We start from the raw sequence: 13,236 nt of genomic DNA on the forward strand, positions 1-13,236 counted from the left end.
TGGCAGATTGGCTCCTTTCCATTATGGAGGTGGCCAACGATACGCCCCTACCGGCTCCCGGTTAAGCATATTATATTGTCACGGTGCGGATATATTATCAATAAGCATTCACATAGGCTTCTAAACGGGCCTGTCTTTCATAGTCCGCTTTCATTTCTTGCCAAAAGCAGTACATATTTTTAAAATTCATTCCAGTTTTTAAGCAGTCATAATATATTTCAACACGTTCTTTTTGACATTTCCAAATTTGTTTGTCTTTTTCAGTAGCATAAAAACAAGTCCGTTTGTTCATAGTATTGATACGTTTACGAGCTGCTGTTTCAGATACTCCAAAAATTTCTGTAATAGCATTAACAGTTACTTTTCCATATGTGTGCGCTATCATAAATAATGTATATTCTGGCATAAATAACTGGGACGCAAAATAGTGCGCTTCCACTTCATCAATATCATCGTCTTTCGTGTGTCCAAGGTATATATGCCCAATTTCATGCGCTAATGTCCAGTTTAAATGTTCGAAACATCTTATAGATGCATTATATAATACTATGTAATAATCATACTCTGGAATGTATAATGTGCAGCCATCATATAATAATTGTTTTTTATTTGATAAAAAATCGCTTAAAGGCCGATGTGTTAATTGGCAATAGTTTTGGAGAGACTCAAAAATAATGTTTTTATCAAACACAAGATTCTGAATGTTCAGTATGAGGTTTGAAACATCTTGTTTATACAAAAGTTTGGTAGCTTCTACAGTACATTTATCAAAATCTGGTCTATTCAATTCCTACTCCTTTTTAATTCCTTTAGCTTTTAGATACATGTCTATAGTCGATTCAAAGTTTTTTAGTATGGCCTCACGATCTTCTTTTGGTGCATCACTAGCTTTTCGGCAAAGCATAAGAAGTTTACGTTCGGTATCATTTTTTGCTTCATATGGATTTTCATGTTTAACTGTATTCTCTGTTCCAGTAGTTAAATAATCAATAGTTACTCCAAAATAGTCAGCTATCTTTTTCATATTTTCTGTTTTTGGTGCACTTCTACCGCGCTTCCAATCACTTAGTGTAGACTGTGTAATACCAGTTTCTTTAGATACTTTATAAGCTGTAACTCCATATCTTTGTAATAATTGTTCAAAAATCTCATACATAACTAGGCACCTTTCATAAATAGATGATAATACTATGAAAAACCGAAAATATATATTGACATTATCGGAAAAGCATAGTATAGTATGAGTATGCAAAGGAAAACACATAAAATACCTGAGCATACTACGGAAATATGTTGCTTCGTCTGGTAAACAAAGCATATCACATTTCCGTAGTAATTGCAAGATTAATTAAAAGGAAAGGTGGTGTAAAATTGTACAAAAAATTTTCCGTTCTTTTGGAGAAAAGTAACAAAACTGCATACCGAGTGGCAAAAGAAACAGGAATAGCGCAGTCTGTATTGTCTGATTGGAAGAATGGCCGTAGCAAGCCAAAGGCGGACAAGCTGGCGGCACTGGCGAAGTATTTCGGAGTACCTATTGAGTATTTTTTAGAGTAGAGAAAGGTGGAAGAGTTTACACATAGATAAAAATATAAATTCAGGGAAGGTGGCTATTTGAACGAATTAATCAAAATCAATTATGATACAGAACAGCCTTCTGTATCAGCAAGGGACTTACATGAAGGACTGGGAATCAAGACAGCATTTAAAGATTGGTTCCCAAGAATGACAGAATACGGATTTGAAGCTGGAAAGGATTTCAACATGCTCAAAAATGAGCGGGTTCAAATTGAAGGTACAAGAGAAGTAAAAAGAGAAATTATAGACTATCAAATTACCGTAGACATGGCCAAGCAGATTTGCATGATTCAGCGTACCGACAAAGGCAGACAGTACAGGGAGTATTTCCTGGAATTAGAAAAGGCATGGAACTCTCCAGAGCAGGTTTTCGCTAGGGCATTGCATATGGCCGATAAGATGGTTAATAGTTTAAAGGAACAGTGCAAGTTTCTTGGTGGACAGGTTATGGAACAACAAAAGGTGATTGAAGAACTTCAACCAAAAGCTTCTTATTATGACATGATCCTCCAATGTAAAGACCTCATTGCCACAACTACCATTGCAAAGGACTACGGGATGTCAGCAAAGAAGTTTAATGCAATGCTTCATGCTATGGGAGTGCAGTTTAAACAGGGAGATATTTGGGTGCTGTATGCTAAGCATCAGGGGCAAGGATATCTGAAGACCAAAACTCATAATTATGCGGATATGACAGGAATACAACATTCAAAGGAACATTCGTATTGGACGCAAAAAGGGAGGTTGTTTTTATATGATTTTCTAAAGCAAAAAAGCATTCTTCCTGTGATGGAGCAGTTTGAAGGACGCGGGCTAGAAGGCGTTGCACATTGACAACGGGACAGGGGGTGAAGGAAATGGAAGAGAAAAAGTTATTCGCTGTTTTACAAGAAGAAAGAGAACTGCTCCACAAGCAGTTACAGCTACTTGCAGAGCAGTCAAAAAGTTGCACACCTACGGAATTAGCAAAACTATCAGAACAGATGGTTGCTATTTATTCTGTGCTGGATCCGGTATGTTAGTGAAAATGTGATTATACAAATCAGCAACGATTTCCCTGGCATTATAGTTGCCTTTTACATTTTCATTTTTAATAACATAAGGATATGAAAGTTTGGTAAGCTCCAAAGCGATTTCGTCTTTTGACATTATAATGTCTCCTTTCTTCTGTACTCGGCTGCGGCAACAGCCTGTACGTACAGTATAGGGCAGGAAAACAGGAAAGGCAAGCAGATTGGAAAGCACAGGGAATGCTGAAATGAAAAGAGGGGAGGTGGGACGAATGCCACGGATAAAAGCAAGGCCGCCCGCGGAAGTAATCGACTTCCGGATTAAGCTGTACGGGCTTTTGCAGTACAAAAACTGGACGGATGAAGACCTGGCAAAGCGTCTGGGGATTTCCGCCCAGACCGTATCAAACATGAGGACGGATCCGTTCGTGACAAGCGGGGCCAATATCCTTAAAGTGCAGTCGCTTTATGAGGAGGCCAAAAGGGAATATGAAGCAATGTCATATTATGGCCGGGGGAGGTAAAACGCACTCTGGCCTACAGAGAGAATACAATTCAGAAGGAGGGGGACAAAGTGAAGGACAACCTTAAAGTCATTGAATGCCCGACCCAGCGCAGCAGGCCGGAGCACCCGATTGAAGCCCTGCGCCGGGAAAACGCCCGGGCGTGGGAGCTGGTATGGAGCATATGCAAACTTGCCATTGTGTCGGCGCTGGTTGCCGGGATTGCGACGGGCGTGCTGATTATGACATAGTACTGAGGAGGTGGGACTTGTGACAGGGCTGTATGAGCTGACGGAACAATACGCAGACCTGCAGCGGATGTGCTATGACCCGGATGCGGGCAGTCAGGTTCTCCGCGATACGATGGAGGCCGTCTGGGGTGAGATCGAGGACAAAGCGGACGGTTATGCCAGGATTATCATGGAGATGAAGGCGGACATGGAAGCCTTACGGGCAGAGGAGCGGCGGATGGCGGCCAGGCGGCGGATGCTGGAGAAGCGCATGCAGGGGCTTAAAGAGGATCTGGAAAACAGCATGCGCGCGGCAGGGAAACTGAAATTCAGGACAGCCGCTTTTAATTTCAGCATCCAGCTAAACGGGGGCCTGGACCGGCTGGTGATTGACGCGCCGCTAAGCGGGATACCGGGGGAATACTTAATCCCCCAGCCCCCAAAGCCGGATCATGAAGCGATAAGGGCCCTCCTGGCAAAGGAAAAGGTAAGATGGGCCCATTTAGAGCCGCAGAAGGAACGGCTGAGGATTAGCTGATGGAAAAATTTAAAGAAACCAAAGAGGACGGGAGATGGATCCCGGTAGCGGAAGGGATGCCGCAGAAGAATTGCCTGTACCTTATAACGTATGAAAACGCATCAGGGCGGCATAGTGACGCAGCCTTTTATGATCCGGATCCCGGCGCCTGGTTCTGGGACGAAGAGGAGACGCAGAAGGTACAAAGAAAAATCCTGGCCTGGAGGCCTCTCCCGGCCCCATACCTGCCGGAACAGTAAATGAAAAGGATCTGCCCCGCGGGCACGGGACCGATCCAGTAATTAATATATCACGCACTCAGTATAAAGCATTTAAAGGAGGAATGTCAAGACATGGCAATGAAAATAAACAGGCTGGAGATTGAAAATGTTAAACGGGTGAAGGCAGTAAAGCTGGAGCCGTCACAGAACGGCCTCACAATCATCGGAGGCAATAACAACCAGGGGAAGACATCCATTCTGGATGCGATCGCCTGGGCCCTTGGAGGGGATAAATACCGCCCTTCAAAAGCGCAGCGCGAACAGTCTGTGATCCCCCCGAATCTACATATTGTAATGAACAATGGCCTTGTGGTGGAACGGAAAGGTAAAAACAGTTCATTAAAGGTAACGGATCCGGATGGGAAAAAGGGCGGGCAGCAGCTCTTAAATGAATTTGTGGAGCAGTTGGCGCTGGATTTACCCAAATTTATGGATGCATCGGGAAGGGAAAAGGCGCAGACACTCCTGCGCATTATCGGAGTTGGGGAACAGCTTGCAGCCCTGGAGAAGAAGGAAAAGGAACAGTGGAGCGAAAGGCAGGCCATTGGCAGGATTGCGGATCAGAAAGAAAAGTATGCAAAGGAACAGACGTATTATCCGGATGTGCCTGATCAGCCGGTTTCGGCGTCTGAATTAATCCGGCAGCAGCAGGAGATTCTTCTGCAGAACGGGGAAAACCAGAGAAAGAGGGAGCAGCGCCATAAACTGGAACAGGAATACCAGGCCCTGACGGAACAAATCCAGGAACTCCTGAACCGGCAGGCCCATGTAGAAGACGATTTAAAAATTGCAAGGGAATGTGCGGAGGGGCTTGAAGACCGTCCCACAGCTAAACTGGAGGAAAATATCGCAGAGATTGAGGAGATCAACCGAAAGGTACGGGCAAACCTGGATAAGGAACGCGCAGAGGATGACGCGCAGGAATACCGCCGCCAGTACCAGGAGCTGACCAGCAGGATTGAGGAGACGAAACAGGCCAAAAGGGCCCTTCTTGAGAATGCAGAGCTGCCCCTGCCGGAGCTGGCCATAGAGGGCGGGGAACTGGTTTACAGGGGGCAGCACTGGGACAACATGTCCGGCTCGGACCGGCTCAGAGTGGCGACGGCCATCGTCCGCAAACTGAACCCTGAATGCGGTTTTGTGCTCCTGGACAAGCTGGAGCAGATGGACAGGGATACACTGGAAGAATTCGGACTCTGGCTGGAGGCGGAAGGGCTTCAGGCAATCGCGACCAGGGTGTCCACAGGGGAAGAGTGCAGTATCATTATTGAAGACGGATATGCGGCCGGGCAGGGACATCCCCCTGTGACGGCAGATGCAAAAGGATGGAAAGCAGGTGTATTTTAATGAAGATTATACGGGGGAAAATCGCAGGGGCAAAGAAGGTTGTGGTGTACGGCCCGGAAGGGATCGGGAAAAGCACGTTTGCATCCCGCTTCCCGGATCCGGTGTTTATCGATACGGAAGGCAGCACAAAGGACATGGATGTGGCAAGGACCGAGCCGCCGGGGAGCTGGGCCATGCTCCTGGAACAGGTAAAGTATTTTATCACGCACCCGGAACTTTTAAAGACCCTGGTAATTGATACGGCGGACTGGGCGGAGCAGCTCTGCGTGACGGATATATGCGCAAAATATATGAAGGCAGGGATTGAAGATTTCGGGTATGGGAAGGGATATACCTTCCTGCAGGAGGAATTTGGGAAGTTCTTAAATCTTCTGACAGAGCTGGTGGAGAAAACGGGCGTACATGTCGTTTTAAATGCCCACGCGAAAATGCGCAAATTTGAACAGCCGGATGAGATGGGGGCATACGACCGCTGGGAAATGAAGCTCAGCAAAGGCGTTTCCCCCATGGTGAAGGAATGGACGGACATGCTCCTGTTCTGCAACTATAAAACGGTTGTCTTTAATGTAGACGGCCAGGGGGCGCAAAAGGGGAAAAACAAAGCGCAGGGCGGGAAGCGTATGATGTATACGTCCCATCACTGCTGCTGGGATGCAAAGAACCGGTACGGGCTGCCGGAAGAGGCCCCGTTTGACTATGCTGTAATATCACATATCCTGGAGGGGAATGAAGGCAGGGAGAAAAAAGAAATGCCCGCGGACCCGGCGCAGGCCGCCTTTTCGGGGAAGCCGGTACAGGAGAGGATGGAGCTGACGCCGGATCTTCCGGATTATGCAGACAAAAGCCATGCGGAGCCTAAAGAAACGAAGAAAGAACCGGAGCCTGTACCGGCTCAGCCAGGAAATATAAAGGAAGGGCCTGCAGGGCAGGGAATTGATCCGCGCATCCCGAAGAAACTGAGGGAGTTAATGGAGGCGAATGAAGTGGATGAATGGGACATCCAGAACGCTGTGGGGGCCAAGGGATATTTCCCGGCCGACATGCCGGTCCGGGACTATCCGGCGAACTTTGTGGACGGATGCCTGATCGGGGCATGGGATAAGGTTTTTGAAATAATACGGGAAATGAAACAGAACGACGGCCTGGTTTTTAATTGAAGGAGGAGACACAGATGAGTGCTTTGGATAATAAGGAGATTGGATGGGATGAGGAAATCAGCGAGGAACGGCAGGATTACGAACCTCTTCCTCCCGGTGTTTACACGTTTCAAGTGCATTCCATGGAGCGGGGCAGGTTTGCAGGCAGCGAAAAGATGGGCCCCTGCAATGTGGCAAACCTGGATCTTGTGGTTGAGGATGCGGAAGGGAAGGAACGCCATGTATTTGACAGCCTTTACCTGCACAAGAAGGCGGAGTGGAAGCTGAGCCAGTTTTTCCTGTGTATAGGCCAGAAGAAAACGGGCGTGCCTTTGAAACCTAACTGGAATGAGGTCCCATGCTCCCAGGGGAAAGTAGAGCTGGTAATTAACAGCTATACAGATAAAAACGGGAATCCGAAGAAAAACAACCGGGTTTCAAAATATCTCCCGTATGAACCGAAAAAATTCACGGCGGGCAGCTTCTGATGATGGAGCTGAGGCCGTACCAGGAGGAAGCCAGGGCAGCCGTTGAGGGGGAATGGGAGAAAGGGGTACAGAAGACGCTCCTGGTCCTCCCGACCGGATGCGGGAAAACAGTCGTGTTTGCAAAGATAACGGAGGATCAGGTAAGGAAAGGGGAGCGGATCCTGATCCTGGCCCACAGGGGGGAGCTCCTTGAACAGGCTGCGGACAAAATCCGTACGGCAACCGGGCTTATGTGCGCAATGGAGAAAGCGGAGAAAACCTGCCTGGGAGACTGGTTCCGCGTAGCAGTGGGCTCTGTGCAGACCCTGATGCGGGAGAAACGGCTGGCCCGGTTCCCGTCAGATTATTTCCAGACGATCATTATTGATGAAGCCCATCACTGCATCTCAGACAGTTACCGGAAGATTTTAAGCCATTTTGGCCAGGCAAAGCTTTTAGGCGTCACTGCGACGCCGGACCGGGGGGATATGCAGAACCTGGGGGAGGTATTTGGCAGCCTGGCTTATGAGTATACACTGCCAAAAGCCATCAAAGAAGGGTACTTATCCCCGATTAAAGCCCTGACTATCCCGTTAAAGCTGGATCTGTCGGGTGTTTCCATCCAATCCGGGGATTTGAAGGCCGGGGATGTTGCAACAGCGCTGGATCCATATCTGTACCAGATCGCGGACGAGATGAAAAAATACTGTGCAGACCGGAAGACCGTTGTATTCCTTCCCCTGGTAAAAACAAGCCGGAAATTCCGGGACATCCTGACAGAACGTGGGTTTAAAGCGGCTGAGGTCAACGGGGGGAGCAGGGACCGCGCAGAGATCCTGGAGGCATTTGACAAAGGGGAATACAATGTCCTGTGCAATTCCATGCTCCTGACCGAAGGCTGGGACTGCCCGTCTGTGGACTGCATTGTCGTGCTGCGCCCGACCCGGGTGCGCAGCCTGTACAGCCAGATGATCGGCAGGGGGACAAGGCTGTACCCGGGGAAGGAATATCTCCTCCTTCTTGATTTTCTGTGGCATACGGAACGGCATGAGCTCTGTCATCCAGCTGATATCATCTGCACCAAAAAGGAGGTCGCACAGAGGATGACAGCCGATCTGGAGCAGGCGGCTGGATGCCCGGTAGATATTGAACAGGCGGAAAAGAAGGCTTCGGAAGAGGTGATCGCCGAGCGGGAGGAATCCCTGGCTAAGCAGCTTGAGGAGATGCGCCATAAGAAAAAGAAGCTGGTGGATCCAATCCAGTTTGAAATGAGCATCCAGGCAGAGGACCTGGCCGGGTATGTCCCGGCATTTGGCTGGGAAATGGCTCCCCCTACGGAAAAGCAGAAAGCTTCCCTGGAAAAGCTCGGGATCCTGCCGGACGGAATTGACAGCGCCGGGAAGGCGGCGAAACTGTTAGACCGCCTGAACATGAGGAAAATGGAGGGCCTTTCCACACCAAAACAGATCCGCTGCCTGGAGAGGTACGGGTTCCGGCATGTAGGGACATGGAGCTTCCATGCGGCAAAAAACATGATAGACCGAATTGCCGCGGCCGGCTGGAACTGCATACCGCGTGGGATCGACCCCAGGAGCTATGTGCCGGAGAAATAAGGAGCAGTGAATGATGGAGCAGAAGCAGTATAACCTTTTAGAGGTACTTGAAAAGACAGATCCGGCGCTCTTAGACTATCAGGACTGGCTGAATGTCGGTATGGCGCTCCAGTATGAAGGCTACAGCGTCAGGATATGGGATGAATGGAGCCGGCGCGATGCCAGCCGCTACCATGCGGGGGAATGTGAACGTAAATGGGCCGGTTTTGGCGGCTGCCCACAGTCCCCTGTGACAGGCGGCACGCTCGTACAGCTTGCCAGGATGCAGGGATGGACCCCGCCTGCGTCTCTGGATGGAGATCTGGGCTGGAATGATCCTATTTCATGGGAGGGAGGCAGTACGGGCCGCTGCGGGCCCGGGATTAAGGAGCCGGGTGACGACTGGGATCCGGCCGCTGATTTAATCGCTTATCTGGAGACGCTGTTTGATTCGACGGACAATGTGGGGTATGTTACTGCCTGCTTCGAAAGGGATGGAAAATATTCGCCAAACCGGGGGAACTGTGACCGGACGGCCGGGAAACTGATTGAGGAGCTCTCCCATTACAAGGGCGGCATCGGCGAGGTATTCGGGGATTATAACCCGAAAGTCGGAGCCTGGATCCGGTTTAACCCTTTAGACGGAAAAGGTTGTAAGGACGAGAATGTAACGGACTTCCGCTATGCCCTGGTAGAATCCGACAGCATGGGGATTGATGAGCAGTATGAGGTGATACAGAGGCTGGAGCTCCCGGTGGCGTGCCTGGTACATTCCGGGAAAAAGAGCCTGCATGCCATTGTCCATATCGACGCCGGGAACCATGCGGAGTACCGGCAGCGCGTGGATTTCCTGTATGATATCTGCAGGAAAAGCGGGTTTAACATTGACAAACAGAACGGGAACCCGTCCAGGCTTTCCCGGATGCCGGGAGTGCTGCGGGACGGGAGGAAGCAGTTCCTGGTCGGTACGCATATAGGCCGGGAGAGCTTTAAAGACTGGAAGGAATGGATTGAGAGCGTCCGTGACGATCTCCCGGACCCGGAAAGCCTGGAAGCGGTCTGGGACTGCCTGCCGGAGCTGTCACCGCCCCTGATCGACGGGGTGCTGCGCCAGGGGCATAAGATGCTGATAGCGGGGCCGTCCAAGGCCGGAAAATCCTTTGCCCTGATAGAATTATGCATCGCTATCGCCGAGGGCCGGGAATGGCTGTCCTGGCAATGTACAAAGGGAAAAGTAATGTACGTCAACCTGGAGCTTGACCGGGCAAGCTGCCTGCACCGTTTTAAAGACGTATACCAGGCTCAGGGGCTGCGCCCGGAGAACCTGGGGAATATTGACATCTGGAACCTGCGCGGGAAGTCCCGGCCGATGGATAAGCTTGCGCCGATGCTGATCCGCAGGGCGGCGAAAAAGAATTATATTGCCATTATTATAGACCCGATTTACAAGGTGATCACCGGTGATGAAAACAGTGCGGATCAGATGGCGAATTTCTGTAACCAGTTTGACCGGGTATGCACAGAGCTGGGTGTGGCAGTCATTTATTGCCATCACCACAGCAAAGGCAGCCAGGGAGGGAAAAAATCCATGGACCGGGCGTCCGGTTCCGGCGTGTTTGCAAGGGATCCGGACGCAATGCTGGACATGATTGAGCTGGAGCTGTCTGAGGATGTCTTAAAGCAGGAAGAAAACAAAGCGGTCTGCGCCGCCTGCAGGGAGTACCTTGACGCGCATTTTAAGTGGGAGGATGACCTTTCCCAGGACGATTTATGCAGCAGTTACCAGATGCTTAACTACTGCGAAAACAGGCTGGATATGGGGCAGTTTGATGCGTTACAGGCGGAGCTGGTGACGGTCCGGGAGAAGGCGCGGGGCCTGACGGCATGGAGGATTGAAGGGACGCTGCGGGAATTCCCGAAATTTGGCGCGGTTAATATGTGGTTCGATTACCCGAAGCACCGGGTAGACGATGTGGGCGTCCTGAGGGACATCCAGCCGGAGGCGGAGCAGCCCTCCTGGAAAAAGAATTTTAAGAAAAAGAAGACGCCGGAGGAAGCTAAAAAGGAACGCATGGACAGCCTGGAGGAGCAGTTTGAGTCGCTGAGGAGCTTTCACCAGGACGGGAAAGTGACGCTAAAAGAGCTGGCGGAAAGCATGGGGACAACAGAGAAAACCGTCCGGAACCGGATTAAAGAACACGGCGGGTTCTGGGTTGACGATGGGAATGTGGGGAAAAAGTAGAGGAAAAACCGGAAGGGAAACTATTTCCCTAAGAGGGAAAAACCGGAAAGGAAACATTTCCCCCCGGAAGGAAAAACACGGTAATTTTCCCATTTCCCCCCAGAGGGAAAAACCCGGACAATACCGTAATTTTCCCTGAGAGGGAAAAACCCGGAAAACGCCGTGATTTTCCGAGGGAAGGAAACGCTATATATATTTTATATACTTTTTCCGTTTTCCCTGACGGTCAAAGGGGGAAAGAAAGAAGGCGTAAGCTCCCGCCTTCCTTCTTCCTTCCCCTGTCCTTTGACAAAATGATTTTTTCTCTTTGAGACAGTTTATCAATTTAGTGAGGTAAAGCAAATGAAAAAGTTGGATTACAGCTTCCTGGAATGTGCCAGGACGATGCCCCCGCTCAGGCATTCCGTCCCGGGGAAGGAGTATGATGTCAGGCGGAGTGAGGCGGCGGCATGGATCGCGTCCCGGCCGGAGGTTATCCAGAAGATATTTAACATGGCCCAGAATAACCGGGTAATCCGTTACGATCCCGGGACAGGGAAATGGCAGGGGGCGGATTACAGTGGAAACTGATTTTTTCATGGCGATGGAGCCTCCGACCGCCACCCATCAGGAGAAACAGGTCCATGTGGTCCGGGGGAAGCCTGTATTTTATGAGCCGCAGGAGGTAAAAGCAGCAAGAAAGAAACTCCGCGCCCACTTAGCAGGGCACACGCCGCCAAAGCCGTATGAGGGAGCAGTGAGGCTGACAACGTGGTGGTGCTTCCCGGTAAAGGCGGGGCACAGGGACGGGGAATATAAAACGAGCCGGCCGGATACGGACAACCTGGTCAAGCTGTTAAAGGATGTCATGACAGAGCTGCATTTCTGGAAGGACGATGCCCAGGTGGCCAGCGAGGTGGTTGAGAAATACTGGGCAGACATCCCTGGTATTTACGTGAAGGTACAGGGCTTATGACGGATCGGTACATACAGTCCGGGTTTGACGAGGTATATAATGGCTTTTGGAGGGAATGCCGGAACCACATGCCGGAACCGGACGATGAAGAGGGCTGGGACAGGAGCCATAACCATGCGCTGGAATTGCAGGAGAAATATCCGTTTCTCAGCGAAGTGATAATAAGGCTGGAAATTGAGCTGTATGAACGGATGAAGGCCAGAATGCGGAAGAAAGAAAACCGGTGACATGGCACACCCAGGTAAATGGATAGATCCAGGAAAGGCAGGAGACAGATGACAGAGACACAGGCCAGGCATCTTGCCCAGCTAAAAAACCTTCTCGCTGAATGCCGTCACATGGCGGCGTATGGGGAGGAGATCTGGGCGCGGGATACAGAGGCGCTTGAATGGGCTATAGGACAGCTTGGCGGGGAGGAGGCCGGGGAGGGATGAAGACATTGCTGCAATACCCGGGAGGGAAGAGACGGCTGGCCCCCTGGATCGTGTCCCGGATGCCGGCGCATCACAGCTACCTGGAGCCGTATTTCGGCGGCGGGGCGGTGTTGTTTGCAAAGCCCGCGGCGCCCATTGAAACCGTGAATGACCTGGACGGGGATGTGGTGAATTTCTTCCGGGTGATCCGGGATGAGGGGAGCCGAAAAAAGCTTGTGGACTGGCTGTGGTATACGCCCTATGCCCGGGAGGCGTATGAGGAGAGTTTTAAGCGGCCGCCGCGGGATGCGGTTGAGCGCGCCGGGTATTTTGCAGTCCGGTCCATGCAGAGCCACGGGTTCCGGCTGAATGAAGACTGCGGGTGGAAAAAGGATGTCCACGGCCGGGAAGCGGCTTATGCGCTCCATAACTGGAACCGGCTCCCGGAATCACTCGGAGAGATAGCCGGCCGGCTTAAGCAGGTACAGATCGAAAACAGGCCGGCGCTGGAGATGATAAAAGCATTTAACCACGAAAATGTGCTGATATACGCCGATCCGCCCTATGTGCTTTCTACCCGAAGCCGGAGACAGTACCGGTATGAGATGACGGATGAGGAGCACAGGGAGCTGCTGGAGGAGCTGTGCCGCAGCCGGGCGAAGGTAATGCTGTCAGGCTATGACTGTGGACTGTACAGGGAGTACCTGGGCGGGTGGCGGAAAGTACAGACGGCGGCGAGGACGCAGGGCAATGCAGAGAGGGTGGAAACATTGTGGATGAATTTTGGGCAGACGGATCAGCAGATGAGCCTGGGGCTCTGAGGAGGGGCAGATACAAATGACAGACGGGAAAAACCGCTATGTGGATCTGGCCGTACACTGCATAGGACTTGACAGGAAGCGGCCATATGCCCGGCATAACAAAAGGTTTTACAGGCCGTACCGCAACTATTTTGCATCCGGGAG

General features: G+C 50.6%; 20 protein-coding genes. 17 read left to right on the forward strand and 3 right to left on the reverse strand.

The features are described 5' to 3' along the window. Positions 1-97: 97 nt before the first annotated feature. Positions 98-787 (reverse strand): ImmA/IrrE family metallo-endopeptidase, encoded by a 690-nt coding sequence (locus NFS31_RS25165; protein ID WP_251501376.1) that lies wholly within the window; start codon positions 785-787, stop codon positions 98-100. 3 nt (positions 788-790) lie between these two features. Continuing rightward, a complete protein-coding gene (locus NFS31_RS25170; RefSeq protein ID WP_251501379.1) occupies positions 791-1,156 on the reverse strand; it encodes a helix-turn-helix domain-containing protein in 366 nt (121 codons plus the stop codon). Between the two features lie 215 nt (positions 1,157-1,371). On the opposite strand from NFS31_RS25170, the gene NFS31_RS25175 reads away from it, so the two are divergent. The 3 genes from NFS31_RS25175 to NFS31_RS25185 are packed head-to-tail and all read left to right on the forward strand — an operon-like array spanning position 1,372 to position 2,600. Next, positions 1,372-1,557, forward strand: a complete 186-nt coding sequence (locus NFS31_RS25175) for a helix-turn-helix domain-containing protein (protein ID WP_251501382.1) — start codon at positions 1,372-1,374, stop codon at positions 1,555-1,557. Between the two features lie 57 nt (positions 1,558-1,614). Continuing rightward, positions 1,615-2,412, forward strand: coding sequence for a phage antirepressor KilAC domain-containing protein (locus NFS31_RS25180; protein WP_251501386.1), 798 nt, complete (start codon positions 1,615-1,617; stop codon positions 2,410-2,412). 23 nt (positions 2,413-2,435) lie between these two features. Continuing rightward, positions 2,436-2,600 carry a hypothetical protein gene (locus NFS31_RS25185; RefSeq protein WP_160229391.1) on the forward strand — a complete coding sequence of 55 codons (165 nt, stop codon included), beginning with the start codon at positions 2,436-2,438 and terminating at the stop codon, positions 2,598-2,600. Here the strand turns inward: NFS31_RS25185 and NFS31_RS25190 are convergent. After that, positions 2,569-2,727 carry a hypothetical protein gene (locus NFS31_RS25190; protein WP_160229390.1) on the reverse strand — a complete coding sequence of 53 codons (159 nt, stop codon included), beginning with the start codon at positions 2,725-2,727 and terminating at the stop codon, positions 2,569-2,571. The genes NFS31_RS25185 and NFS31_RS25190 overlap by 32 nt on opposite strands. 133 nt (positions 2,728-2,860) lie before the next feature. On the opposite strand from NFS31_RS25190, the gene NFS31_RS25195 reads away from it, so the two are divergent. From NFS31_RS25195 to NFS31_RS25260, 14 genes are all read left to right on the forward strand, one after another. Next, on the forward strand, positions 2,861-3,112 hold the full coding sequence (locus NFS31_RS25195) for a helix-turn-helix domain-containing protein (RefSeq protein WP_251501390.1): 252 nt from the start codon (positions 2,861-2,863) through the stop codon (positions 3,110-3,112). A 50-nt stretch (positions 3,113-3,162) separates the two neighbouring features. Next, positions 3,163-3,342, forward strand: coding sequence for a hypothetical protein (locus tag NFS31_RS25200; RefSeq protein ID WP_251501393.1), 180 nt, complete (start codon positions 3,163-3,165; stop codon positions 3,340-3,342). A gap of 19 nt (positions 3,343-3,361) precedes the next feature. After that, a complete protein-coding gene (locus NFS31_RS25205) occupies positions 3,362-3,859 on the forward strand; it encodes a siphovirus Gp157 family protein (protein ID WP_251501396.1) in 498 nt (165 codons plus the stop codon). Beyond that, positions 3,859-4,098 carry a DUF551 domain-containing protein gene (locus NFS31_RS25210; RefSeq protein ID WP_251501399.1) on the forward strand — a complete coding sequence of 80 codons (240 nt, stop codon included), beginning with the start codon at positions 3,859-3,861 and terminating at the stop codon, positions 4,096-4,098. The genes NFS31_RS25205 and NFS31_RS25210 overlap by 1 nt, the downstream gene beginning before the upstream one ends. A gap of 93 nt (positions 4,099-4,191) precedes the next feature. Further along, positions 4,192-5,466 (forward strand): AAA family ATPase, encoded by a 1,275-nt coding sequence (locus tag NFS31_RS25215; RefSeq protein ID WP_251501403.1) that lies wholly within the window; start codon positions 4,192-4,194, stop codon positions 5,464-5,466. Continuing rightward, entirely contained in the window at positions 5,466-6,623 is a 1,158-nt protein-coding gene (locus NFS31_RS25220) for an ATP-binding protein (RefSeq protein WP_251501406.1), read from the forward strand. Before NFS31_RS25215 ends, NFS31_RS25220 begins: the two co-directional genes overlap by 1 nt. A gap of 14 nt (positions 6,624-6,637) precedes the next feature. Then, complete coding sequence (locus tag NFS31_RS25225) at positions 6,638-7,090, forward strand: DUF669 domain-containing protein (RefSeq protein ID WP_251501408.1); 453 nt, start codon at positions 6,638-6,640, stop codon at positions 7,088-7,090. Next, positions 7,090-8,682 carry a DEAD/DEAH box helicase gene (locus NFS31_RS25230; protein WP_331482874.1) on the forward strand — a complete coding sequence of 531 codons (1,593 nt, stop codon included), beginning with the start codon at positions 7,090-7,092 and terminating at the stop codon, positions 8,680-8,682. Before NFS31_RS25225 ends, NFS31_RS25230 begins: the two co-directional genes overlap by 1 nt. Before the next feature lie 10 nt (positions 8,683-8,692). After that, on the forward strand, positions 8,693-10,903 hold the full coding sequence (locus tag NFS31_RS25235; RefSeq protein WP_331482875.1) for an AAA family ATPase: 2,211 nt from the start codon (positions 8,693-8,695) through the stop codon (positions 10,901-10,903). Positions 10,904-11,245: 342 nt separating this feature from the next. Then, the gene (locus NFS31_RS25240; RefSeq protein ID WP_251501411.1) at positions 11,246-11,473 is read left to right on the forward strand and encodes a hypothetical protein; all 228 of its coding nucleotides are present in this window, start codon (positions 11,246-11,248) and stop codon (positions 11,471-11,473) included. Continuing rightward, positions 11,463-11,858: a RusA family crossover junction endodeoxyribonuclease gene (locus tag NFS31_RS25245; RefSeq protein ID WP_251501414.1), complete on the forward strand. Its 396-nt coding sequence runs from the start codon at positions 11,463-11,465 to the stop codon at positions 11,856-11,858. The genes NFS31_RS25240 and NFS31_RS25245 overlap by 11 nt, the downstream gene beginning before the upstream one ends. Next, complete coding sequence (locus tag NFS31_RS25250) at positions 11,855-12,085, forward strand: hypothetical protein (protein WP_251501418.1); 231 nt, start codon at positions 11,855-11,857, stop codon at positions 12,083-12,085. The genes NFS31_RS25245 and NFS31_RS25250 overlap by 4 nt, the downstream gene beginning before the upstream one ends. A 48-nt stretch (positions 12,086-12,133) precedes the next feature. Continuing rightward, a complete protein-coding gene (locus tag NFS31_RS25255) occupies positions 12,134-12,292 on the forward strand; it encodes a hypothetical protein (RefSeq protein ID WP_251501420.1) in 159 nt (52 codons plus the stop codon). Beyond that, a complete protein-coding gene (locus NFS31_RS25260) occupies positions 12,289-13,092 on the forward strand; it encodes a DNA adenine methylase (RefSeq protein WP_160228837.1) in 804 nt (267 codons plus the stop codon). Before NFS31_RS25255 ends, NFS31_RS25260 begins: the two co-directional genes overlap by 4 nt. Positions 13,093-13,236 lie beyond the last annotated feature (144 nt).

The sequence above is a fragment of the Otoolea muris genome, from assembly GCF_943193115.1.
Lineage (GTDB): Bacteria > Bacillota > Clostridia > Lachnospirales > Lachnospiraceae > Otoolea > Otoolea muris.

Excerpts from the sequence above, each read along its gene's own strand:
- NFS31_RS25225 (WP_251501408.1), top strand. The coding sequence starts at position 6,638 with ATGAGTGCTTTGGATAATAAGGAGATTGGATGGGATGAGGAAATCAGC.
- NFS31_RS25260 (WP_160228837.1), top strand. The coding sequence starts at position 12,289 with ATGAAGACATTGCTGCAATACCCGGGAGGGAAGAGACGGCTGGCCCCC.
- NFS31_RS25255 (WP_251501420.1), top strand. The coding sequence starts at position 12,134 with ATGACAGAGACACAGGCCAGGCATCTTGCCCAGCTAAAAAACCTTCTC.
- NFS31_RS25210 (WP_251501399.1), top strand. The coding sequence starts at position 3,859 with ATGGAAAAATTTAAAGAAACCAAAGAGGACGGGAGATGGATCCCGGTA.
- NFS31_RS25220 (WP_251501406.1), top strand. The coding sequence starts at position 5,466 with ATGAAGATTATACGGGGGAAAATCGCAGGGGCAAAGAAGGTTGTGGTG.
- NFS31_RS25235 (WP_331482875.1), top strand. The coding sequence starts at position 8,693 with ATGATGGAGCAGAAGCAGTATAACCTTTTAGAGGTACTTGAAAAGACA.
- NFS31_RS25190 (WP_160229390.1), bottom strand. The coding sequence starts at position 2,727 with ATGTCAAAAGACGAAATCGCTTTGGAGCTTACCAAACTTTCATATCCT.
- NFS31_RS25215 (WP_251501403.1), top strand. The coding sequence starts at position 4,192 with ATGGCAATGAAAATAAACAGGCTGGAGATTGAAAATGTTAAACGGGTG.
- NFS31_RS25250 (WP_251501418.1), top strand. The coding sequence starts at position 11,855 with ATGACGGATCGGTACATACAGTCCGGGTTTGACGAGGTATATAATGGC.
- NFS31_RS25170 (WP_251501379.1), bottom strand. The coding sequence starts at position 1,156 with ATGTATGAGATTTTTGAACAATTATTACAAAGATATGGAGTTACAGCT.
- NFS31_RS25195 (WP_251501390.1), top strand. The coding sequence starts at position 2,861 with ATGCCACGGATAAAAGCAAGGCCGCCCGCGGAAGTAATCGACTTCCGG.
- NFS31_RS25185 (WP_160229391.1), top strand. The coding sequence starts at position 2,436 with ATGGAAGAGAAAAAGTTATTCGCTGTTTTACAAGAAGAAAGAGAACTG.
- NFS31_RS25240 (WP_251501411.1), top strand. The coding sequence starts at position 11,246 with ATGAAAAAGTTGGATTACAGCTTCCTGGAATGTGCCAGGACGATGCCC.
- NFS31_RS25230 (WP_331482874.1), top strand. The coding sequence starts at position 7,090 with ATGATGGAGCTGAGGCCGTACCAGGAGGAAGCCAGGGCAGCCGTTGAG.